The organism is Prevotella sp. TF12-30, assembly GCF_003436715.1.
Classification (GTDB): Bacteria; Bacteroidota; Bacteroidia; order Bacteroidales; family Bacteroidaceae; genus Prevotella; species Prevotella copri_A.
The window spans coordinates 1-24,269 of sequence record NZ_QSQJ01000012.1 but is presented as its reverse complement, the minus strand read 5'-3'; the positions used below and the strand labels follow the sequence as shown (position 1 = coordinate 24,269).

At 47.2% G+C, this 24,269-nt stretch carries 20 protein-coding genes, 1 tRNA gene and 1 rRNA gene; 2 read left to right on the top strand and 20 right to left on the bottom strand.

The features are described 5' to 3' along the window. Positions 1-105: 105 nt before the first annotated feature. The 12 genes from DXD25_RS06450 to lptB all read right to left on the bottom strand — a co-directional run bounded on the left by DXD25_RS06450 (position 106) and on the right by lptB (position 16,275). Positions 106-183, bottom strand: a tRNA-Val gene (locus DXD25_RS06450). 162 nt (positions 184-345) lie between these two features. Beyond that, positions 346-1,227: an OmpA family protein gene (locus DXD25_RS06445; RefSeq protein WP_117662342.1), complete on the bottom strand. Its 882-nt coding sequence runs from the start codon at positions 1,225-1,227 to the stop codon at positions 346-348. 92 nt (positions 1,228-1,319) lie between these two features. After that, positions 1,320-3,197, bottom strand: a complete 1,878-nt coding sequence (gene mutL, locus DXD25_RS06440; protein ID WP_117662340.1) for a DNA mismatch repair endonuclease MutL — start codon at positions 3,195-3,197, stop codon at positions 1,320-1,322. A gap of 15 nt (positions 3,198-3,212) precedes the next feature. Continuing rightward, positions 3,213-5,042: an OstA-like protein gene (locus DXD25_RS06435; RefSeq protein ID WP_117662338.1), complete on the bottom strand. Its 1,830-nt coding sequence runs from the start codon at positions 5,040-5,042 to the stop codon at positions 3,213-3,215. Next, complete coding sequence (locus tag DXD25_RS06430) at positions 5,039-6,493, bottom strand: peptidylprolyl isomerase (RefSeq protein WP_117662336.1); 1,455 nt, start codon at positions 6,491-6,493, stop codon at positions 5,039-5,041. Before DXD25_RS06430 ends, DXD25_RS06435 begins: the two co-directional genes overlap by 4 nt. Before the next feature lie 28 nt (positions 6,494-6,521). Continuing rightward, positions 6,522-7,952 (bottom strand): peptidylprolyl isomerase, encoded by a 1,431-nt coding sequence (locus DXD25_RS06425; RefSeq protein WP_117662334.1) that lies wholly within the window; start codon positions 7,950-7,952, stop codon positions 6,522-6,524. A gap of 16 nt (positions 7,953-7,968) precedes the next feature. Beyond that, on the bottom strand, positions 7,969-9,453 hold the full coding sequence (guaB, locus tag DXD25_RS06420; protein ID WP_117662332.1) for an IMP dehydrogenase: 1,485 nt from the start codon (positions 9,451-9,453) through the stop codon (positions 7,969-7,971). Positions 9,454-9,556: 103 nt separating this feature from the next. Beyond that, positions 9,557-11,740, bottom strand: coding sequence for a DNA helicase RecQ (gene recQ / locus DXD25_RS06415; protein WP_089544986.1), 2,184 nt, complete (start codon positions 11,738-11,740; stop codon positions 9,557-9,559). 109 nt (positions 11,741-11,849) lie between these two features. Continuing rightward, positions 11,850-13,079 (bottom strand): ATP-dependent Clp protease ATP-binding subunit ClpX, encoded by a 1,230-nt coding sequence (gene clpX, locus DXD25_RS06410; protein WP_117662330.1) that lies wholly within the window; start codon positions 13,077-13,079, stop codon positions 11,850-11,852. Positions 13,080-13,138: 59 nt separating this feature from the next. Then, a complete protein-coding gene (clpP, locus tag DXD25_RS06405) occupies positions 13,139-13,801 on the bottom strand; it encodes an ATP-dependent Clp endopeptidase proteolytic subunit ClpP (RefSeq protein WP_089544988.1) in 663 nt (220 codons plus the stop codon). Positions 13,802-13,936: 135 nt separating this feature from the next. Then, entirely contained in the window at positions 13,937-15,295 is a 1,359-nt protein-coding gene (gene tig / locus DXD25_RS06400) for a trigger factor (protein ID WP_089544989.1), read from the bottom strand. A 161-nt stretch (positions 15,296-15,456) separates the two neighbouring features. Then, on the bottom strand, positions 15,457-16,275 hold the full coding sequence (lptB, locus tag DXD25_RS06395; protein WP_089544990.1) for an LPS export ABC transporter ATP-binding protein: 819 nt from the start codon (positions 16,273-16,275) through the stop codon (positions 15,457-15,459). 132 nt (positions 16,276-16,407) lie between these two features. Here lptB and DXD25_RS06390 point away from each other — a divergent pair, with 132 nt between their 5' ends. Then, positions 16,408-17,154 carry an ABC transporter permease gene (locus tag DXD25_RS06390; RefSeq protein WP_089544991.1) on the top strand — a complete coding sequence of 249 codons (747 nt, stop codon included), beginning with the start codon at positions 16,408-16,410 and terminating at the stop codon, positions 17,152-17,154. An 11-nt stretch (positions 17,155-17,165) separates the two neighbouring features. Further along, complete coding sequence (locus DXD25_RS06385) at positions 17,166-17,933, top strand: ABC transporter ATP-binding protein (RefSeq protein ID WP_117662328.1); 768 nt, start codon at positions 17,166-17,168, stop codon at positions 17,931-17,933. A gap of 89 nt (positions 17,934-18,022) precedes the next feature. Here DXD25_RS06385 and DXD25_RS06380 read toward each other — a convergent pair whose 3' ends face one another. From DXD25_RS06380 to rrf, 8 genes are all read right to left on the bottom strand, one after another. Then, on the bottom strand, positions 18,023-18,421 hold the full coding sequence (locus DXD25_RS06380) for a hypothetical protein (RefSeq protein WP_117662326.1): 399 nt from the start codon (positions 18,419-18,421) through the stop codon (positions 18,023-18,025). A 49-nt stretch (positions 18,422-18,470) separates the two neighbouring features. Then, complete coding sequence (gene der, locus DXD25_RS06375) at positions 18,471-19,784, bottom strand: ribosome biogenesis GTPase Der (protein WP_117662324.1); 1,314 nt, start codon at positions 19,782-19,784, stop codon at positions 18,471-18,473. A gap of 149 nt (positions 19,785-19,933) precedes the next feature. After that, entirely contained in the window at positions 19,934-20,815 is an 882-nt protein-coding gene (era, locus tag DXD25_RS06370) for a GTPase Era (RefSeq protein WP_089544995.1), read from the bottom strand. Between the two features lie 121 nt (positions 20,816-20,936). Next, entirely contained in the window at positions 20,937-21,950 is a 1,014-nt protein-coding gene (locus tag DXD25_RS06365; RefSeq protein ID WP_089544996.1) for a beta-ketoacyl-ACP synthase III, read from the bottom strand. Then, on the bottom strand, positions 21,950-22,135 hold the full coding sequence (gene rpmF, locus DXD25_RS06360; RefSeq protein WP_006848356.1) for a 50S ribosomal protein L32: 186 nt from the start codon (positions 22,133-22,135) through the stop codon (positions 21,950-21,952). Before rpmF ends, DXD25_RS06365 begins: the two co-directional genes overlap by 1 nt. A gap of 29 nt (positions 22,136-22,164) precedes the next feature. Then, on the bottom strand, positions 22,165-22,683 hold the full coding sequence (locus DXD25_RS06355) for a DUF177 domain-containing protein (protein ID WP_117662322.1): 519 nt from the start codon (positions 22,681-22,683) through the stop codon (positions 22,165-22,167). A gap of 146 nt (positions 22,684-22,829) precedes the next feature. Then, positions 22,830-23,999, bottom strand: coding sequence for a HAMP domain-containing sensor histidine kinase (locus tag DXD25_RS06350; protein WP_117662320.1), 1,170 nt, complete (start codon positions 23,997-23,999; stop codon positions 22,830-22,832). Positions 24,000-24,056: 57 nt separating this feature from the next. Next, positions 24,057-24,169: ribosomal RNA gene (rrf, locus tag DXD25_RS06345) — 5S ribosomal RNA — on the bottom strand. Between the last annotated feature and the right edge of the window lie 100 nt (positions 24,170-24,269).

Genomic DNA, 24,269 nt, shown 5'->3' with positions numbered 1-24,269 from the left:
GTGCAAAGTTAATGAATTCCTACGAAAAAACAGAAAAACTGAGAATTATTTAGCTTTAATTAAAACAAAAAGGTCTTTCAACGATTGTTGAAAGACCTTTTAACTTGGTGGGCGCTGACGGATTCGAACCGCCGACCCTCTGCTTGTAAGGCAGATGCTCTAAACCAGCTGAGCTAAGCGCCCTTACTTTTCGTAAGCGGTTGCAAAGGTACTACAAATATTTGATTCCACCAAACTTTTTCCGACTTTTTTTTCATTTTCGTTGAAAAAACATGAAAAAAGGCATTTTCCCCCGTGGAAAATGCCTTTTATATAGACTCTTTTGGCTATTTTAGCCAAAACTTACTATTCTACAGAATCTGCTGGAGCATCTCCAGAATCTGCAGGAGCTACGTCGGTAGCATGCTCTGTCTCCTTCTCTCCAGCCTGCTTTTTCTCCAAAAGTCCTCTCAAACGCTCGGTTTCTGCATTGGCATCTTCCAAAGCAGCATTCAGGGCATCCAGTTCCGACTGGTGAAGCGTATCAACAATATCCATATCCGGAGCCTTTCTCCAACGGGAAGAGCCCAGATTGTAGGTAACACCTAGTTCGAAATAGTAATTCTTGCATCGGCGGGTCCAAGACTGGGAGGCACTTCCTGCACAATTATCTATGTTATGATCGAAGGTATTCAAACCAGCCTCAGCGAAAAGCTGCACCTTTTCTGCCACCTTCCATGCCGAATGAAGACCCAGACTGTAATTCATGGCATAGTTGTTGTGAGTCATCGAGCGGCCCACACCGGCACCGGCAAACGCCATCATGTTCCAGACGCGCTCTTCCTTATAACCCTTGAAAAGGTTGGTAAGGTTGAACATCACCTGCTCATTGGCTACCCAATACTTATTGCCATTGCCCTCGTTGGTATCCTCGTTCCAGTCGGCATCCACCTTCTTTCCCCAGAATCCCTGAATCTTGGTACGAAGACCGATACCTGGCGTAAACCACTTGCCGAAAGCCAGGGAGATGCCCGGATTGCTGCGGAACTTCTTGAAAGGACTCTTCGACAGATCGTGTCCTCTCTCTTCGGCAGAATACCATGCATTCCAGTCCAAACCAGCCTGCACGAACCAATTGCTGCCAAAAGAATTGGTGGCAATACTATATTTTTCTTCAGGAACCACGTCCTGAGCAAAACTTCCCATAGAAACACTGGCCAAAGCCAGCAAAGCTAATATCTTTTTCATACCTTTCTATTTTTAACTTTCAGTTTAACTACACCTTATTATATATAGCAATCTTCGATATTATATATAGCATTCCTTGATGATGGAAGCCTCTATCCCAGGAGATGCTCTATTTCCTGCTGCTGAAGGATGCAGAGCACCGACTTGCCATCAGGAGTATAGTTCACATTCTCACAGGCGAAAAGTCCATTGACCAATCCTTCCATCTCCTCATTGCTCAACACCTGTCCGTGCGGTATCGCTGCTTGACGGGCAAGCGAAAGAGCCAGGGCTTGGTTGATTTCATCCATGGCAGAGACTCCTTTCTCCACAGCACTGGATACCATATCCTGCACCAGTCTTACCGGATTCATACCTTCCAGACCGGCAGGTACGGAGTTGACGGCATAGCTGCCACCTCCCAGATCTTCCAATTCAAATCCCATCCCGTTCATTTCCGGCAAGATCTTTTCGAAGATTACCTTCTCCGACATCGGGAACTGCACCACTTCCGGGAAGAGAACCTTCTGGGAATGGAAGGTGCGCTCGGCAAGCTGCTTGAGATACTGTTCGAACAGGATACGCACATGGGCACGATGCTGGTCGATGATCATCAATCCCGATTTCACGGCGGTCATGATATACTTGCCTTTATACTGATAATGGGATGGCGACTTCTCGGCTATAATACTGTTAGCAGTAGTACCTGCAGCAGTAGCCTGTTCGGGTTCATCAAAGAGATCCATCGTATGCTGCTGTTCATCCTGGTCTTTCAACCCCTCGTAAAGCTGTTCCCAGTTCTGGTCTATCTCCGGTTTGGTACTGGAAGGTCCAGGGAAACTGGCTCCAACAGGCTTCGCCGTAGTAGTAGGACGAGTCTTGAAAGGATTATATCCCGGATTGACGCTGATCTTCGGAGCCGATGCCGAAGGAATCTCTTCCGGATTGAACATCGGAATTTCCGGCTTGTCCTCGGTATCGAAGTCGATGGTCGGTACATCATTAAACATACCGATGCTCTCCTTCACGGCTGCCGAGAGAATCTGCCAGATAGCCTGCTCATTCTCAAACTTGATTTCGGTCTTGGTAGGATGGATGTTCACATCGATATCCTTAGGATTCACCTCGAAATAGAGGAAGTAAGGCACCTGCTCTCCTACTGGAATCAGGCGGTCGTAAGCCGCCATCACCGCCTTGTTGAAATAAGGATGCTTCATGTATCTGCCGTTCACAAAGAAGAACTGATGCACTCCCTTCTTGCGGGCAGCCTCCGGTTTGCCGGCAAATCCGGAAACCTTGCACATGGTTGTCTCAACATTGACGGGCAAGAGATCATGATTGAACTTCTTGCCAAACACATCCAGGATACGCTGGCGCAGATTGGCAGCACGAAGATTGAACACTTCTGTGCCATTGCTGTGCAGAGTAAACGAAATCTGCGGATTCACCAAGGCAATGCGCTCAAAAGCGGTAAGGATGTTATTGAGCTCGGTAGAATTCGATTTCAGGAATTTACGGCGGGCAGGAACATTGTAGAAGATATTGCTCACAGAAAAGTTGGTTCCCACAGGACAGGCACAAGGTTCCTGACGCTCATACCGGGAACCCGATATGGCTACGAGGGTACCTATCTCGTCAGATTCCTGACGGGTCTTGAGTTCCACCTGTGCCACGGCAGCAATAGATGCCAAAGCCTCTCCTCGGAATCCCATCGTACGGAGGGCAAAGAGATCGTCTGCCTTACGGATCTTAGAGGTGGAATGGCGCTCAAAGGCAAGGCGGGCATCCGTCTCCGACATTCCCTTGCCATCATCAATGACCTGGATGTTGGTGCGACCCGCATCCACCACGACCACCTGAATATTCCTGGCGCCGGCATCAACAGCATTCTCCACCAGCTCCTTGATGACAGAAGCTGGTCGCTGTATCACTTCTCCTGCTGCTATCTGATTGGCAACAGAATCTGGTAAAAGTTGGATGACATCACTCATCGTCGTTTTTTTTTTTTATTTACGTTTGTTTTTCTTGGTAACTTTTGGCGCTACCTTTGAGATTTTTCTGGAAGCTGCACGAACAGTTTTCTTAGGAGCTGTCTTGGATGCACTCTTGGATGCCTCCTTGTCTGTTTTCCCAGATGCAGTCTCAGCTTCAGCCTTCTCCTTGTCCTCCTTGAGAGGTTCCTTCTTCAGGGATTGCAAAGGTGCCTCATGGCGCTTGAAGGATTTCAACTCCGTGCCACTCGACTTGCCACGCCATACAAAAATATTATTCTTATCCGTTGGTCGGAGGTCCTCAAACCACGCAAAGTTAGGTAACTTATACTTGGCTGGCGGAACCTGGGTAATCGGATACATGGTACTGGTGAACTTATTGGTCCAGATCTTATCCAACTTTCTGGCTGCTCCCAGATACATACGCATGGTATCGGTCTCCAGATAGTTGAGTCCCACCAGGGAACTGTCCTTGTCGTTGGTCATATAATAGACCGTCTGCACATTGCCGATCGCTTCCGTCATCTTCATTTCTCCCTTTTCGAAATAGGACTTCATCTCGGAAGAAGTAATCTGATTATAATGTACGCTGTCTGGCATCTGTTCGATAGAGAGAGCCTGACCGATGACATGGGCAAAGCGGATGGTGGAGTCTGCCATATAAGCTCTGATTTCCTCACCGAGCATCTGCCGGTTGGCATTCCAGATAACAGGATCCTTATACATCGTCATACAGGAATCCTTGGAATTGAAGACCAGAGAATCGCAGATAGCCTGCATATCGTTGCGGAAAGCACGGACATGCGGATAGGCATGCACCTTGCGATATACCGAATCGGTATTGATATGATAGGTATAGATGCGCATTGTATCTGAATGCATCCACAACGTATCTTTTTGAGAATAGTCGATGGCTACAGGTCGCTTGGTAGCGAATCCCATTCCCGTCTTCTCATTATAACGGAGATAGTTGCAGGTAAGAGAATTCTTATTCTTCTTATCCACATATACAACATTGCCATAACCCGTGCTCTCGCCATTCTTGACATAGTAGAGACTGTCACCGGTAATCGACTTATCCTTATCCACCAAGGTAGAACGGCCGAAGAGCTTAGCCTTATCGGTCTTGGTATCATAATAACCATCTGCCGTATGCACCACGCTGGAACCGGAAACAATCTTGGAAGGTCCCACCATGTGGGCGGTAGAGGTTGGAACGTCATAATACAAGGTATCGGTGGTAACCACATCCTTACCACTGCGCAACTTCACATTGAAGACAAACTTTGCCTCTCGGGTCTCGGTATGATATTCTCCCCAGTCGGAAACCAGTCGGTCCTTACCGTCGATAAGCGTACCTCCGTCAAAGAAGTTCGCCATGTTATACAGGCGGTCAAAATCCAGACTGTCTGTCTTCAGGGTCTGTCTGCGATGGTGCAGTACCACATTTCTGCGGGCATGCATCATCTGCATCATACCATCATATTCAGCCCTCTCGCAGGTAAGCGACAAGGTATCACCCTGACGGTAATGCACATGACCGAAAGCCTTCACAGAGTTGGTACCCTGATAGAAATAGGCACTGTCGCAGGTGAGATGACCTCCCTGGTGCATAAACGAAACCTTGCCCTTTACAATCTGGGCATCAGGGTTTCTGCCAAACATATCATAGCGCAACTCATCGGCGTGAAGAAGATAGACTCTCTCACCCTCCGGGCGCTTCTTGTGTTTCTTTCTAGGTGCCTGCATAGCCTGCACCAGACAAAACCCAAATAGGCATAGAATCAATATGAAAAAGATTCTATGCCCGTTCTTGTTAATATTATGTTGCTTGTTATTGATCATTTAACCCAACCTTGATATTCAAAATTGCAATTCTTGTAGCGATCGTTCATACGAACGTAGGTCTTCTTAATCTTGTCAACCACCCAGTCATGCAACGTTTTTTCTCTTTCCTTGGCAAGGACGACATCCTTCATTACCTGGAAATCTTCAGTAATGGTAGCTCTATGCCCCTCTACCCTGCTCACCAACTTGATCAGGGCGCAGGTAGTCTTGCCCTTGCTGTTGACCATGGTAAAAGGTGCAGAAATCTGGCCTACCTTCATGGTATCTACCACACGTGCCACCTCTGTAGGAAGATCCTTCATCTGGAACTTAGAGGTACGGTTGTCTGCCTGGGCTGTATTTGCCATCAATCCCTTGTTGTTGCGGGTATCCTTGTCATCAGACAATGCCTCTACGGCTGCCTCGAAGGTAAACTTCTTGGCACGGATATCATTACCGATGGAATCCAGACGACCGATAGACTTGTCGATAGCCTCCTGTGAAACCTTTGGCTTGAGCAGGATATGACGGCACTTAATCTTGTCACCTCGCTTATCAATCAACTGGATGATGTGATAACCGAACTCAGACTCCACAATCTTGGAAATCTTCTTTGGGTCAGTCAGGTTGAATGCCACATTGGCAAATGCAGGATCCAACATACCACGTCCGATATAATCCATCTCACCACCCATTCGGGCAGAACCCGGGTCTTCACTGTACAAGCGAGCCAAAGTAGCGAAAGTAGTCTCACCCTTATTCACACGGTCGGTGAAGTCACGCAACTGGTTCTTCACACGGCTGATTTCTTCCATAGGAATACGAGGCTGCATGGTAAGAATCTCTACCTCCACCTCTGTAGGAACGAATGGAATACTGTCTGTAGGCAAGTCATTGAAATACTTACGTACCTGCGCAGGAGAAACCTTGATATCCTTCACCAGTTCCTGCTTCATCTTCTGGATGAGCTGGCGGTTCTTGAAATCATCATGCATCTGCTGGCGCATCTGGGTGATGCTCTGCTTACGGTATTCCTCCAGCTTCTCACGGGATCCAATCATGGAAACCCAATAGTTGATCTGGTCGTCGATGCCCTGCATGACTTCCGACTCAGACACCTCGATACTGTCGATGGCTGCCTGGTGCAGGAAAAGTTTCTGCACGGCAATCTGCTCAGGAATAGAACAGTCTGGATCGCCGACGAACTTGATGCCATCTGCCTCCGACTGCAAGCGGGTAACCTCGACGTCAGACTTGAGGATAGCCTCATCTCCAACTACCCAGATCACCTCGTCAACAATACTTCCCGGGTCGATTGACTGCGAGTCGTTCACCGCTTCCAACTTTGCCGAATCACTGTCGGCAACCGAAGCATGGCGACTCATGCCCATATGTGAGGCGCTTGCGCTCATGCCCATGATAAGGAGCAATGCGATAAACGCCAGACTCATTTTATATCCAGTCTTCATAGATCTGTATTCTGCTTGAATTTTATGTTTAATGTTTGTTTACCGTGGCTAATACCTCAGGGTACACCACAAACTGATATTTCTTTCTTAATGTTGCCACCCATTCCTTCTCCAGCTGGTCCTGATAGTCGGCTATCACCCAGGCTTTCACATCTGTGTATTCCTTAGGTCCCTTCTTGAGAATCTTTCCGAATGTAGCATCGTAAGGATATCCTTTAACCTTCTCTACCTTGGCGCTTGTCTTGAACACCAGTGAATCCACTACAGGATGATCTCCCTTTTTGAAGATTCCTTCCTCCACCTGGACACGCACCACCGAATCGGCATTAAACTTCCTTCGAAGCAACTCTGCCCATTGGCTGAAAGGCTTACCCTTTACGCATTTCTTGACCGCTGCCACGTCGGCAGCATCCTTTGTATGGTAAGCAATACCCTTGAAGCGGGGATGCTCCCATCTGTATTTCTTCTTGTTCTTGGCAAAATAAGCAGCTTGTGCCTGTTCATCATTCGCCGCTTTCTCCCATACCATCCGGTTGCTGATTTCATAGAGCAGCAATCCGTCGTGATACTCCTGCACAAGATATTTCAGATTCTTGTCGTGAGCCGACAATTCTGAAGTTTTCTGATCCAAGACGGTTTCACGGTCACTTCCCGCAGGCAACGTCCTGGCAATGGAATCCAACTTTTCGTTGATGATTCTTTCTCTGATTCCCTTGGCATCGATGAAACGAAGGATATCGTTCTTCACCGAATCATAAGGATAGAAGTCCTGCTTTCCCATCAGCTTGATGATGTGATAGCCAAACTCCGAGAGGATTGGCTTGCTGATTTCTCCCACCTTGAGTGAGAACGCAGCATCCTCAAAAGTCTTCACCGTCTGCCCTCTTGATATCCAGGAGATGTCTCCACCCTTGACGGCAGAACCATGGTCATCAGAATACTTTCTGGCATATCCGGCGAAATCGCCCCCTTTGCATAGAGCCTGATAGATAGATTGAGCCTTCTGTCGCGCATTCTCCTGGTCTGCAGCAGAGGCTTTCTGTCCCAAACGGATCAATATGTGGGCAGGATGAACCATTCCGCCCGACTTACTGACACGTTGTTTCGTTTCTTCGTAAATTTTCTGCGCTTCCGCCTCCACATCTCCCGAACTGATCATCGCCGGACGTACCTGCTGGTCACGATACTGCAGGAACTCCTGTTTGAAAGAAGCCGTTGTATCGATATGGGCATCCAATGCCGCCAAAACCTTAAGTTTGTAATTAACAAATAGGTCAACATACTCATTGACTGTCTTCTTGTCAATCACGCCCTCGGAATTGTTTTTGTTATAAGAATATTCAAATTCCGAACGACTGACAGGCTGACCATTGATAGTCATGATAGTAGGGTCATCGTTTTGAGCAAAAGCTATGCTCCCCGAAAGGAGCATAGCTGCAAAAAGCGCATAAAATCTCATATTACTTTTCAAATAATTATTCTGGGCGGCTGTAATTAGGAGCCTCACTGGTGATAGTGATATCATGTGGGTGGCTCTCCAATACGCCGGCATTTGTAATGCGGGCAAACTTAGCGTTGTGCAAGTTCTCGATAGTAGCAGCACCACAGTAACCCATACCAGAACGCAAACCACCAATCAACTGGTAGATAACCTCCTGTACAGTTCCCTTGTAAGGAACACGACCTGCGATACCCTCTGGTACAAGCTTCTTGGCATCCTTGGTATCACCCTGGAAGTAACGGTCCTTAGAACCATTCTTCTGCTCCATAGCCTCGAGAGAACCCATACCGCGGTAGCTCTTGAACTTACGGCCGTTGAAGATGATAGTATCGCCAGGGCTCTCCTCAGTACCAGCTACCAATGAACCGATCATTACGCAGCTACCACCAGCAGCCAGAGCCTTCACTACGTCACCAGAATAGCGCAAACCGCCATCGGCAATCAAAGGAACGCCTGTACCCTTCAAGGCAGAATATACATCATAAACAGCACTCAACTGAGGCACACCTACACCGGCAACGACACGGGTAGTACAGATAGAACCAGGGCCGATACCTACCTTTACGCCATCAGCGCCATTCTCTACCAAATACTTGGCAGCCTCGCCGGTAGCAACGTTACCTACTACTACATCTACCTGTGGGAAGGCAGCCTTAACCTGCTTGAGCTTCTCAACAACACCCTTAGAGTGACCATGAGCAGTATCAATAACGATGGCATCAGCACCAGCCTCAACCAGAGCCTTGGCACGGTCCAAGGTATCAACTGTAACACCAACACCGGCAGCCACGCGAAGGCGACCCTTGGCATCCTTGCAAGCCATTGGCTTGTCCTTAGCCTTGGTGATGTCCTTGTAAGTGATCAAACCTACCAAGCGATTCTCATTATCAACTACAGGGAGCTTCTCAATCTTGTTCTCCTGTAAGATGGAAGCTGCGGCAACCAAGTCGGTCTGGATGTGAGTGGTAACCAGGTTCTCGCTGGTCATTACCTCATCAATCTTCTTGTCCATGTGACGCTCGAAACGAAGGTCACGGTTGGTCACGATACCAACGAGATGATTCTCGTCATCCACCACTGGAATACCACCGATATGATAGTCGTGCATCATATCCAGCGCATCCTTCACTGTACTGCCACGACGGATGGTGACAGGGTCATAAATCATACCATTCTCAGCACGCTTCACGATAGCCACCTGACGAGCTTGCTCCTCGATGGTCATGTTCTTGTGGATGACACCAATACCACCTTCGCGGGCGATAGCAATCGCCATTGAAGCCTCGGTAACGGTGTCCATCGCTGCTGTAACGAATGGAACGTTCAACTCGATGTTACGAGAGAACTTGGTTTTCAACTCTACCTGTTTTGGTAGTACCTCTGAATAAGCAGGGATCAGAAGGACGTCGTCGTAAGTGAGACCGTCCATTACAATTTTATCTGCAACAAATGATGACATATTGTAACCTTTAAAAATTTATTGCGTGCAAATTTAGCAATAATTTCTCAGATAGAGTTCGCTTTTTACGAAAATCTCACCTTATTAATGCTATTTAACGTGATTAGTTGGCTTGTTCGGACAAAAACTTGATTCTAATCAGTCGAATGTCCTCTTCTGTGTAGTCTTCATCCAACTCATCGAGTGCCGCATCCAAGTCGTCTGTTTCGCTCTCCATGAAGTAGTCATAGATGTCGTCGATCTTGTCGTCATCCATCCTGTCTTCGATGAAATAATCGATATTCAACTTGGTTCCGCTATACACGATTGCCTCAATTTCGTCCAAGAGATCAGCGAACTCCAAACCTTTGGCGCTGGCAAGATCTTCGAGGTCGATCTGTCGGTCGATGCTCTGGATGATATTCACCTTGAGCAATGACTTCTTGGCAACGGTCTTCACGCGCAACTCCTCTGGTCGCTCGATTTCATTTTCTACACAATAGTTCTGGATCAGCTTACAGAATTCCTTGCCATAACGCTTTGCCTTACCAGCTCCCACGCCCTGGATGTTCTGCAACTCCTGCAAGTCGTGCGGATACATGGTAGCCATCTGCTCCAGAGATACATCCTGGAAGATGACGTATGGTGGCAACTTGCGCTTTTTCGCCACACTCTTGCGCAGGTCTTTCAACATGGCGAAGAGAGTTGGATCCAGTGCTTCTCCGTTGTTACTGCCTTCGTGAGCACTCTCTACATAATCGTCCTTAAACTCTTTGTCGGCAACGATCATGAAAGAGGTTGGATTCTTCAGATAGCGCTTGCCGGCGGCAGTCAACTTCAAGAGTCCGTAGTTCTCTACATCCTTCTTGAGATAACCGGCTATCAATGCCTGGCGGATTACCGGATTCCATACCTTGGCATCCATATCCTCACCGGCACCAAACTCTTCCAGGTTGTCGTGCTTGTGGGAAACAATGTCGTCGGTGGCACGGCCTTTCACGAAATCGATGATGTACTCCTGACGGAAGTTTTCCTTCACGGCAGCCACAGCCTCCAAAACCACAACCAGGGCATCCTTAGCCTCAAACTTCACGGAAGGATGCAGACAGTTGTCGCAATTGTGGCAGTTTTCCACATCATATTCTTCTCCGAAATAATGGAGCAGCATCTTGCGGCGGCAGACAGATGATTCAGCGTATGCGGCAGTCTCCTGCAGGAGCTGTCGGCCGATATCCTGTTCAGCCACAGGCTTGTTCTCCATGAATTTCTCCAGTTTTCTCAAATCCTTGCGTGCATAGAAAGCGATGCAGATACCTTCTCCTCCATCGCGTCCGGCACGACCGGTCTCCTGATAGTAACCTTCCAGACTCTTTGGAATATCATAGTGGATGACAAATCTTACATCCGGCTTGTCAATACCCATACCGAAGGCGATAGTCGCCACGATGACATCGATACGCTCCATCAGGAAGTCGTCCTGAGTCTGCGAACGGGTTGCAGAATCCAGACCTGCATGATAAGGAGCAGCCTTGATATCGTTTGCCTTGAGTACTTCAGCCAGTTCTTCCACTTTCTTTCTGGACAGACAATAGATGATGCCACTCTTACCTGGATGCTGACGGATAAACATGATAATCTGGCGATCGATGTCGTTGGTTTTCTGGCGCACCTCGTAGAAGAGATTCGCACGGTTGAAGGAACTCTTGAATTCCCTGGCATCCACGATGCCGAGGTTTTTCTTGATGTCTGTACGCACCTTGTCGGTAGCCGTTGCCGTAAGGGCAATGACCGGTGCCTTGCCTATTTCGTTGATGATAGGGCGTATGCGTCGGTACTCTGGGCGGAAATCATGTCCCCACTCAGAGATACAGTGTGCCTCATCCACGGCATAGAAAGAGATTTTGATGGTCTTCAAGAACTCTACATTATCTTCCTTGGTCAGAGATTCCGGTGCCACATAGAGGAGCTTGGTCTTGCCACTCAATATGTCGCCCTTCACCTTCTCAATGGCCGATTTGTTCAGAGATGAATTCAGATAGTGAGCCACGCCATCGTCTTCGCTCAGTCCATTGATCACATCCACCTGATTCTTCATCAGGGCAATCAGTGGTGAGATAACAATAGCTGTTCCATCCATGATCAAGGATGGAAGCTGATAACACAAGCTCTTGCCACCACCAGTAGGCATCAACACAAACGTATCGTTGCCTTCCATCAGGTTCCTGATGATAGATTCCTGCTCGCCTTTAAACGAATCGAAACCGAAATAATGTTTCAACTGTTCTGTAAGATTTACCTGTTCCGTCATATCCAACTTTAATTTTATATGTCTTTATATGGTATATAGAAATCAGCCGGGATTCTCTCCCAACTGATTTGATGATATTTACAAAGAATGATGCTTGCCGGAATCCTTCTTACGCAGACTCCAGCTGTCCAAGATGAGCCTTGTCGAGCTGTCCCTTGGCATAATCCAATGTCACTTCAAACTTCTTGATCTTCTTGGATGGTACCTCAAACATCGCATCGGTCATCACTGCCTCTACGATAGAACGAAGTCCACGGGCACCCAACTTATACTCCACAGCCTTATCTACCATGAAGTCGAGTGCTTCCTCTGTAAAGCTGAGCTTGATGCCATCCATCTCGAAGAGCTTCATATACTGCTTCACGATAGAGTTCTTTGGCTCTACCAGGATCTTGCGCAGCGCATCTCTATCCAAAGGATTGAGATAGGTGAGCACAGGCAGACGACCGATGATTTCAGGGATCAGACCGAATGACTTCAAATCCTGTGGCAGGATGTACTTCATCAGATCCTTCTTATCTACCTTGGCTACATTCTGTACTGAGTTGTAGCCTACCACGTGGGTATTCAGGCGCTGAGCAATCTTGCGCTCGATACCGTCGAAGGCACCACCGCAGATAAAGAGGATATTCTTGGTATCCACATGGATGTAATCCTGATCAGGATGCTTGCGTCCACCCTTTGGCGGTACGTTCACCATGGTTCCCTCCAGGAGTTTCAAAAGTCCCTGCTGTACACCCTCTCCACTTACGTCGCGGGTGATAGATGGATTGTCGCTCTTGCGGGCAATCTTGTCAATCTCGTCGATGAAGACGATACCACGCTGGGCAGCCTCCACATTATAGTCGGCTACCTGGAGCAGACGGGAGAGGATACTCTCCACATCCTCACCTACATAACCAGCCTCGGTAAATACCGTAGCATCCACGATGGTGAAAGGTACATCGAGCAACTTGGCAATGGTACGTGCCAGCAATGTCTTACCGGTACCGGTACTACCCACCATGATGATGTTGCTCTTTTCGATTTCCACGCCTTCCTTATCCTCAGGCTGCTGCAGACGCTTATAGTGATTATAGACAGCAACGGCAAGATGACGCTTGGCCTGTTCCTGTCCGATGATATATTCATCGAGATATTCCTTGATCTCCATAGGCTTTGGCACCTGCTTCAAGGCAAACTTCGCGTCATCGCCCTTTGGATTCAATACGCCAGTCTGCTGCACTATCTCAAATGCCTGCTTGGCGCACTCCTCACAGATAAAGCCATTGATACCCGTGATCAACAACTTCACTTCATTCTCGCTTCTTCCACAGAAGCTACATGCTTTCTTTGGCATAATGTCTTTTCCTTTTTCTTCTTTATACCTTATTATATATATAGCAATCTTGAAATCCGTTACTTACGTACCAGGATATTATCAATCATACCATACTCCTTAGCCTCCTCTGCAGTCATCCAGTAGTTACGGTCGCTATCAGCATAAACCTTGTCGTATGGAGTATGAGAGTGCTCAGAGATGATGGTATAGAGTTCCTTCTTCATCTTCAGGATCTCACGAGCCTCGATCTCGATATCAGAAGCCTGACCCTGAACACCACCCAATGGCTGGTGAATCATCACACGGCTATGTGGCAAGGCAGAACGCTTGCCTTCCTGACCTGAAACGAGCAATACGGCAGCCATGGAAGCAGCCATACCTGTACAGATGGTAGCTACATCACTGGTAATAAACTGCATAGTATCATAGATACCCAGACCGGCAGTAACACTACCGCCAGGACTGTTCAGATAGATGGAAATATCCTTGCCGCTATCTACAGAGTCGAGATAGAGCAGCTGTGCCTGCAGGGTGTTGGCAGTATAATCATCAATTTCTGTACCCAGGAAGATGATACGGTCCATCATCAAGCGAGAGAACACGTCCATCTGGGTAACGTTCAACTGACGCTCCTCCAAGATATAAGGGTTCAAATACTTAGCCTGCGACTTCATCACGTCGTCAAGCACCATCCCATTCATACCAAGATGCTTGGTAGCATATTTTCTAAAATCGTTCATATCTATATTACTTTTTTCTTCAAAATAAGGAACAAAAAACGAGGTTATCGACCTCATTATCTCATTCGGTGGAACAAAGATAATAAAAAAAGCCGATAACCTCGTAATTATTTGAAGTTTTTTTTCAAAAAAGTGTTATTCCTGCATCATCTTGTTGAAATCCTCTACAGAAATCTCCTTTTCGTTGAGCTTAACAGCACCCTTGAGGGCTGCAGCCAACTTACGGTCGATAGAGCGATCTACCAATGCGTCAACAGAGTCACCCTTCTTGAGAATCTCGTTAGCATAGTTCTCGATATACTCCTCTGGGATGTTTGTCATACCATACTGAGCGAACTGTGCACGAGCTGCCTCCTTAGCGGTCTCCTTGATATCCTCGTCGTTCACCTTGATATCCTGAGCCTTGATGAGCTGCTCCTTGATGAGGTGCCATGTCAACTCCTTGATGCTCTGCTCGTAGTTCTTCTCTACGAACTCCTCACCCTTATCCTTGTTGTTAGCCAACATGATGCGCTTCAAGAGTGCATCTGGGAATGTCAACTCGCCAACCTTCTTCTCGCAGTGCTCACGAACGTCGAGGATGAACTTGTAGTCAGAGTCGTTTACCAACTGCTCCTGCAAGCCCTCAGCAATCTTAGCACGGAAAGCAGCCTCGTCCTTCACGTCTGTATCCTCACCGAATACCTGCTTGAAGAGCTCCTCGTTAATCTCGTGCTTCTTGAAGCGCTGGATCTCTGTGATCTGGAAGCTGAACTCAGACTCCAAGTCAGCAACAGCCTCACGCTCGATCTTCAAGAGAGAAGAAACCTCTGTATCGTTCTCTGGGTAAGCCTTCTTAGGGTTGAAAGTGATTACATCACCCACCTTAGCGTCATTGAAGAGATTTTTCTGCTCCTCTACCTTGATGTAGCTAGGCATCAGGATAGCACCCTCAACAGTGATACCACCTTCCTTGGTGTTACCGTTCTCGTCGAGCTCACGGATATCACCCTTCAAAAGGTCGTTCTCCTCATACTTCTCGCCCTTCTCGTAGCTACCTGCACGCTGAGCGTACATCTCTACCTGCTGGTCGAGGATCTTGTCGTCAACCTTGATGTTATAGTAATCAACCTTGTCGCGACCGTTGAGAGTAACCTTGAACTCAGGTGCAACAGCGATGTCGAACATGAATGTGAAGGTTGTATCCTTCTCCAGGTCAGCTGGCTCCTGCTTCTCTGATGGGAGAGGCTCGCCGAGCATCTGGATATTGTTGTCCTGTACATACTTGTAAATCTCCTGGCCAACGAGCTTGTTGATGGCCTCCATCTTTACAGATGCACCGAACTGGCGCTTAATCATACCCATAGGAGCCTGACCAGGACGGAAACCTGGAACATTAGCCTTCTTACGGTAATCTTTCAATGTCTTCTCGACTTCGTTCTTATAGTCTGCCTCCTCTACAACGAGAGTCATAAGACCATTAATCTTGTCAGGATTTTCAAATGAAACTTTCATCTTGATTTTTTATTTTTATTAATTAATTATTATCTTGTTCAATCGGTTCAGGCTCTCCCTGACGCTCCAGGATAAGCCTTTTACACAATCGGCTTGCAAAATTACGCATTTTTAGCCGATATACCTAATATATAAGAGAAAAATTTGTTTTTTTAACCTAATTACTCCTTATCTCTTGCTTTTTTCTGCTCATCCAGCAGCTGGAAGTCCTTCTTTCTAAGCACAAAGCTGGTTGTAAGGTACTTCTCCTTCACTGTCTTGTTTTCTGCCAGCTCCTCCGGAGTACCCTGGAAAAGGATACGGCCTTCGAAGAGCAGATAGGCTCTGTCGGTGATGGTAAGTGTCTCATCCACATTGTGGTCGGTAATGAGGATTCCGATGTTGCGGTACTTCAGTTTCCAAACGATATGCTGGATTTCCTCTACCTGGATAGGATCGACTCCGGCGAATGGCTCATCGAGCATGATGAACTTAGGATCGTTGGCAAGACAACGGGCGATTTCCACTCTTCGGCGCTCACCTCCGGAAAGCTGGTCGCCCAGGTTCTTGCGAACCTTCTGCAGGTCGAAGTCCTTGATCAGGCTCTCCAGTTTCTCAAGCTGATAGGCTCTTGGCTTGCCGGTCATCTCAAGCACCGACATGATATTGTCTTCCACACTCATCTTGCGGAATACGCTCGCCTCCTGTGGCAGATAGCCGATTCCGGCACGGGCACGCTTATACACAGGAAACTTGGTAATTTCCTGATCACCCAAATAGACATGTCCCTCATTAGGTACCACCAGTCCGGTGGTCATATAGAATGAAGTAGTCTTACCCGCACCATTCGGTCCGAGCAAGCCCACAATCTCACCTTGCTTTACATTGATGGTTACGCCATTGGCAACGGTTCGCTTGCCATAGCGCTTTACCAGTCCTTCTGTTCGCAGCACTAATCTGCCGTCAGAAGACTGCTGCTCTGAATTCATTATTTCGTCCATAATTAGCTAATTTGACTGCAAAAATAATAAAAAACGGGGAAATATCACCTTAAAAAACTAAAACTATTCATAATATTGCAGTTTTTTAGAGGATTTTGCTTAATTTTGCAGCAAAATTCATAGAATATTGACATGATAATAGAAAAATGGCTTACCACCTTCGGTAAATATTTGATATTGATGGGCCGCTCGTTCTCGCGACCAGAACGTATGCGCATGTTCCTCAAGCAATATATCAAGGAAATGTCTCAGCTGGGAGTCGATTCCATCGGCATCGTACTCCTCATCTCATTCTTCATCGGTGCAGTTATCTGTATCCAGATGAAACTGAACATCCAGAGTCCATGGATGCCTCGATGGGTTTCGGGTTATACCACCCGAGAAATCATGCTGCTGGAGTTCTCTTCCAGTATCATGTGCCTCATCCTCGCCGGAAAGGTGGGTTCCAACATCGCTTCCGAGCTGGGTACCATGCGAGTAACCCAGCAGATCGATGCACTCGACATCATGGGTGTCAACTCTGCATGCTATCTGGTGCTGCCAAAGATTCTCGGTCTGGTCACCATCATGCCTTTCCTCGTCATCTTCTCATCTCTGATGGGTATCATCGGTGCATACGGTACGGCATTCATCGGACATATTCTCCCGCCGGATGACCTTACCCTGGGACTCCAGCATTCCTTCAACCAGTGGTTTGTGTGGATGAGTATCATCAAGAGTCTCTTCTTCGCATTCATCATCTCCAGTGTTTCCTCCTACTTTGGATACACCGTGGAAGGTGGTTCGGTAGAGGTAGGTAAAGCTTCCACCGATGCCGTGGTTTGCTCCAGCGTTCTCATCCTCTTCTCGGATGTGTTCCTTACTCAATTACTCTCTTAAAGACTCTGGCTATGATAGAAGTTCAAAATCTTACAAAAGCTTTCGGCGACAAGACCGTACTCGATAATATCAGTGTGAAATTTGAAACGGGAAAGACCAACCTCATCATCGGACAGAGTGGTTCGGGAAAGACCGTGTTGATGAAGAACCTTGTCGGACTCCTCGAACCTACCAGCGGAAAGGTACTCTACGACGGCCGCGACTTCGTACAGATGAGCAAGAAGGAGAAGGTGATGATGCGACGCGAGATGGGTATGATTTTCCAGAGCGCAGCCCTCTTCGACTCGCTCAATGTGCTGGAGAACGTGATGTTCCCCCTTGATATGTTCTCGAATATGAATTACAGGGAACGTGTGAAGAGAGCACAGGAATGTCTCGACCGCGTCAACCTGATAGACGCCCAGCAGAAATACCCTGGCGAAATCTCGGGTGGTATGCAGAAACGTGTTGCCATCGCCCGTGCCATCGTGATGAATCCGAAATATCTCTTCTGCGATGAACCGAACTCTGGTCTCGACCCAAAGACTTCGCTCGTCATCGACGAACTCCTTTCGGGCATCACCAAGGATTACAATATGACAACCATCATCAATACCCACGATATGAACTCTGTGATGGGTATCGGTGAGAACATCTGCTTCATCTGCAAGGGTCACAAGGAATGGCAGGGCAACAAAGACCAGGTGATGTCTTCTACCAACGAACAGCTCAACGACCTCGTCTTCGCTTCCGACCTCTTCAGAAAGGTGAAGGAAGTGGAAATGAAAGGGAAGAAATAAAACAGAGAAACAGAAAGTTTCAAATCCGATTTCAATAAAAAAAGCTATCTGCCAGCAAGCAGATAGCTTTTTTTATTGAAATCGGATACTTATCTCATTTTCCATTCACCTTTCACCTCTACCATCGGAACCACGATCTGTTCCTTGGTACTGTCTCCATAAGCCACCTGCAGGAAGACATCAGCCACATGGCGGGCGGTATCAGCCTTGGCATTCAGCACATTAATCTTCTTCATGCCTGCATGCTCTTTCTGCTGCTGCTCCACATACATTTCCGCATTAAGCACCAGCTGTTCGTGATATCCTTTCGGAATACGGTAAGGTTGGTTGAAACCAGCCACATACTCCTCATACTTTCCTTCCAGGAGCAGGTCGTAATATCCCTTGGCTGCGATACCTGCCAAATAGCCAGGGTCAGGACTCTCCTCCTTGCAGGAAGAAAGTCCCAACCCCATGCTGAATATCATAAAAAACAAAAGTTTCTTCATTTTATAGATGCTTTTGCCCTTTCAGGGCGTCCTATCCATTACGCTTCAATTACTTCTGACGGATGAAGATATTGATTGGACAACCATGCAATGACCAGTTCTCACGGATCTTATTCTCCAGGAAGCGGCGATAGTTCTCCTTTACATACTGTGGCAGGTTGGCATAGAACACAAACGATGGAATCGTAGTGTTAGGCAACTGTGTACAGTACTTGATCTTGATATACTTACCCTTCACGCTCTGTGGTGGATAAGCCTCGATGATAGGCAGCATCACCTCATTGAGCTTGGAAGTACCGATATGAGCCTTGCGGTTCTGGTAAACCTCCTTGGCTGTCTCCAGCACACGGAAGATACGCTGCTTGGTCAATGCAGAAGCAAAGATGATAGGGAAATCCACGAATGGAGCCATACGGTTGCGGATGGCATTCTCGAAGGTATCAATCACCTTCTGATTCTTCTCCTCTACCAGGTCCCACTTGTTGACTACCACCACCAGACTCTTGTTGTTCTTCTGGATCAGCTGGAAGATGTTCATATCCTGGGTCTCGATACCACGGGTGGCATCCAGCATCAGGATGCAGACATCACTGTTCTCGATGGCACGGATGGAGCGCATCACGGAATAGAATTCCAGGTCCTCGCTCACCTTGTTCTTTCTGCGGATACCGGCAGTATCTACCAGGTAGAAGTCGAAGCCGAACTTATCGTAACGGGTATAGATACTGTCACGGGTAGTACCGGCAATCTCGGTAACGATGTTTCTATCCTCACCGATGAAGGCATTGATGATACTGCTCTTGCCTGCGTTAGGACGGCCTACCACAGCGAAACGAGGAATATCCTCCTCAATAACTTCCTCAGGATTATCCTGAAGCTTGTCCAATATGATGTCGAGCAAGTCACCCGTACCACCACCTGTTGCAGCACTGATACACTGAGGATCACCCAAGCCCAGCTTGTAGAACTCGGCAGCCTCATAATACTCAGCACTGTTATCCACCTTGTTGGCAACAAGGATTACAGGCAGCTTGGCACGACGCAAGATGAGAGCTACATCCTCATCCCAGTCGGTCAAACCGGTGTTTACATCTACCAGGAAGAGCACCAGGTCGGCCTCTTCTGTAGCTACCAACACCTGCTTGCGGATAGCATCCTCGAAAATGTCATCTGATTTAACGACCCAACCACCGGTATCCACCACAGAGAATTCTCTTCCGTTCCAGCTGCACTTACCATACTGACGGTCGCGGGTAGTACCAGCCGTATCACTAACGATAGCGCGACGAGATTGAGTCAAACGATTGAATAAAGTAGATTTACCCACGTTAGGGCGACCTACGATTGCTACTAAATTTGCCATAAATAGTCATTCGCCTCCTTCCTTTCAGGAGGTATCATGGATGTGGTCTCTGCATCCAAGTTAATAATTTGCCGAAGCTGACCTTGCTCCGGCCCTCGCACCTCTGGCGAGAGTCACTCCCTCGATTACATTCAGGGAGGAGAAAGTTGTTATTCCGGATTATATCCGAAGGCATCGAGTTCTCGCTGAGAACTGCGCCAATCCTTATCAACCTTTACGAAGGTTTCCAGGAATATCTTCTTGCCGAAGAACTTCTCCAATGCCTTTCTACTCTCGGTGTTCACCTTCTTCAGAGCCACGCCCTGATGGCCGATGATGATTCCCTTCTGAGAGTCACGCTCTACGTAGATCACGGCATTGATGTGGATGCGGGTATCATCCTCCTTGAACCGCTCCACTCTCACCTCTACAGCGTAAGGAATCTCCTTGTCGTAGTAGAGGAGAATCTTCTCACGGATAATCTCCGATACGAAGAAACGGGCTGGTTTGTCGGTCAACTGATCCTTGTCAAAGAACGCAGGCGACTCAGGCAACAGCTCCTTGATACGCTTCAGGAGCATATCCACGCCAAACTTGTTTTTCGCAGAAATAGGAAGAATCTCGGCATTCGGCAACAGAGAGTGCCATTTTTCCACGATATCTCCCAACTTCTTCGGGTCGCTCTGGTCAATCTTGTTGATGAGCAGGAGCACCGGAATCTTCATCTTCTTCACCTTCTCCAGGAATTCGATGTTCTTCTCAGGATTCTCTATCACATCAGTAACATAAAGCAGCACATCGGCATCAGCCAATGCACTCTCCGAGAAGGCGAGCATCATCTCCTGCATCTTGTAGTTTGGCTTCAAGACGCCAGGGGTATCCGAAAACACGATTTGCATATCATCGGTATTCACGATACCCATGATACGATGACGAGTGGTCTGCGCCTTGAAGGTAGCGATGCTGATACGCTCGCCCACCAGTTGATTCATCAGCGTACTCTTACCCACATTAGGGTTACCCACGATATTTACAAAACCTGCTTTATGCATACGATAAAAATTGATTTTAAGCTAAAGAAACGCATCCTTGCTTATTCATTACATTATAGATGAAGTAAGAAAGATGCGTTTCCTTATATAGATAATTATTCTATCCTATTTTTGATATGTCTTACTTGCCGCAAGCAGCACCATCGTATGCCCACTTATAGAAAGAGGCACCATGTACGAAACCTGCACCGAAGGCTGTGAAGATGATGTTGTCACCCTTCTTCAACTGGCTTTCAGCATCCCAGAGTGCCAATGGAATTGTAGCAGCACTGGTATTTCCGTAACGTTCGATGTTTACTACCACCTTGTCAAGTGGAATTCCTGCACGCTTGGTCACTGCCTCGATGATTCGGAGGTTCGCCTCGTGAGGAATCACCCAGTTCACATCATCAGCCTTCAGATTGTTCATCTCCAGGATCTTCATCACGTCGTTGCTCATATCGGTTACTGCGTAACGGAATACGGTACGACCTTCCTGATAAAGATAATGCAGACGATGATCTACGGTGAAGTGTGAAGGAGGGCAAACAGAACCACCAGCCTTCATGTGGAGGAAAGGCAAGCCTTGTCCATCGGTACGAAGGTATGAGTTCTGAACACCTACATTCTCTTCTTCTGTAGCCTCTACAAGAACTGCACCGGCACCGTCGCCGAAGAGCACACAGGTAGCACGGTCGGTATAGTCAACCAGTGAAGACATCTTGTCTGCACCGATGACGATAATCTTCTTGTATCTTCCACTCTGGATCATGCTTGCCGCAACATCGAGAGTGTAGAGGAATCCACAGCAAGCTGCAGAGAAGTCGAATGCGAAAGCGTTCTTCAATCCGAGCTTACCGAGGACGATAGATGCTGTAGAAGGGAACTTGTAGTCAGGTGTTGTGGTTGTCACAATCAAAGCATCGATTGTGTCTGGATCCACGCCAGTCTTCTGAATCAACTGCTTAGCAGCTTTACGTGCCAAGTAGCTGGTTCCGAGACCTTCCTCTGTAAGGATGTGGCGCTCTTTGATACCCACACGGGTGGTAATCCACTCGTCAGTAGTATCCACCATGCGAGACAACTCCTCGTTGTTGAGGATGTAGTCAGGCACGTATCCACCCACACCTGTAATTACAGCATTGATTTTACCCATTATTCAGCTGCTTCCTTAACGATAGCTACCTTGCCTCTGTAGTATCCGCAAGTTGGGCAAACAGTGTGGTAAACATAATATGCACCACAGTTAGGGCAAACTGCCAATGTAGGAGCTACTGCCTTATCATGAGTTCTTCTCTTAAGTGTACGTGTCTTTGACTGTCTTCTTTTAGGATGTGCCATAATTTTTTAAATGTTTTAATTTTTGAATTTTACTTTTTTAATTTTAAAAGAGCTGCCCATCGTGGATCTACAGATTCTTCGTCTTCCTCACCGCTTCGGGCGGCAGAATGCTGTTGGAGCATTTCAATCATAGCAGGATTGCATTTTCCAGGTGCATGCACGTGCTTGATGGGAATGTTAAGATCTATAAATTCATAGATGAACCACGAGATATCGAGCATTCCTTCGTTCTCGGCCACAATCACGAGGTCATCTTCTTCTGAGTAGTCATCTCCGAACTTGACCATGAGTCTGTCATCGGTCTCAATGGACTGGTCCATATCATCCAGACAGATGTCACATGGTATGTGTACCACTCCCTCTATGTGAAAATTGAGCTCGAAGAAGTCGTCCGTCCTGTTGATGGACAGACTACTCTGCAACTCGCCTCTCTGAATATCAGGAGCGTCTATTGCCTGAAAGTATTCATTGTCTAGCTTAAACTCCAAGTTTGTTACCCCTTGAGGCAAAGCTTTCAAATCAATCTTAAAAGACTCTATATTACACATAATTCAATATATACCATATTGGTTTCGGGCTGCAAAGTTACAAATAATTTTTGAGATAAAATAATTTTTTATGTAAAAATCACTAAAATCTCTCATTATTAACCGATTATTCTCGGATAATTTGCCGTTTTCTGGTTTTTTCAGGCTCAGGATTCCATCTTGAGTTCGATTCTGAAGGTTGTACCCTTGCCTGGTTCGCTGTTTTTTATCCATATCTTGCCATGATGGTATTCTTCTACGATTCGCTTCGCCAGCGACAGTCCCAGTCCCCAGCCACGCTGCTTCGTCGTAAAACCGGGACGGAACACATGCTTCATATCCTTCTTCCTGATTCCCTTACCTGTATCTTCTACTTCAATGATGGCACGATGAGAAGCTTCCAGTAAGCGGAGGGTAATCCGTCCGCCTTCTGCTCCCATCGCATCAACGGCATTCTTGCAGAGATTTTCGATCACCCATTCAAAGAGGGAGGCATTCATCCTGACGATAACTTCATGGGAAGGCATTTCCTTCACCAGCTGCACCTTTCGGGAGGTTCGACGGTCCATATACGCTATGACATGCTCCAGCACCTCGTTCAGACTGGCTGGTACCGGCTCCGGCAGCGAACCGATCTTGGAGAATCGGTCGGCTATCAACTGTAGCCGCTTGACATCCTGGTTCATCTCAGGAATCAGTTCATCATCGGGATAATTCATACGGAGGATTTCAATCCAGGCCATCAGACTGGAGATTGGGGTACCCAACTGGTGAGCGGTTTCCTTCGACAGTCCCACCCAAACCTTATTCTGTTCCGCCCTTTTGGAAATAAGCAGGGCAAAGATGGCGATGACCACAAAGAGCAGCACGACCCCTAATTGTATATAGGGATAGGCAGAAAGTCTGCGGATCATCACCGATTCATCATAGCAAACCTGCAGATAATCATGGGCAGAGTCATCGAGTTCTATCTTGATATTTTTGCCCTGAGCCAGCAGTCGCTGTCCGATAAGAGAAGCCTGACGCAAGGAATCCTGTTCATCCCTACCCTCGATCTTCACATTTCTGAAGGTTTGCGCCTTATTCTGGTCATCGAGCACGATGACAGGGATACTATGATTTTCATTAATCACCTTGAGCACCAGACTCAGATCCGTATTTTCATCAGCTTTATTGAGAGTGCGCATAGCTTCTGCCCATACCTCCATCCTATTCCGTTCCTCCGTAGCCAGATCCCGCACCAGGAAATGAGACACGAGCAAAGAGGCGACAGCAATCAAAACCGCTGCTATCACCCAGTAAATCTTCACCTGCCGTATCCTATCTGTCCAATTCATGCTGCAAAAATACAAAAAAGCCTCAGAAATCTTTCGAAATCTGAGGCTCTTGATAAAAGAAGGCGGCTACCTACTCTCCCGCATTGCATTGCAGTACCATCGGCGCAAGTGAGCTTAACTTCTCTGTTCGGAATGGGAAGAGGTGGGACCTCACCGCAATAACCACCTGATAATGGGGTATGACGTATTTGCACACAAGCAAAACAAGATAATGAACTGTATATACAGTTGAAACTATGAACTTTCCTAAAGAAAGTGTTCGGGCAATTA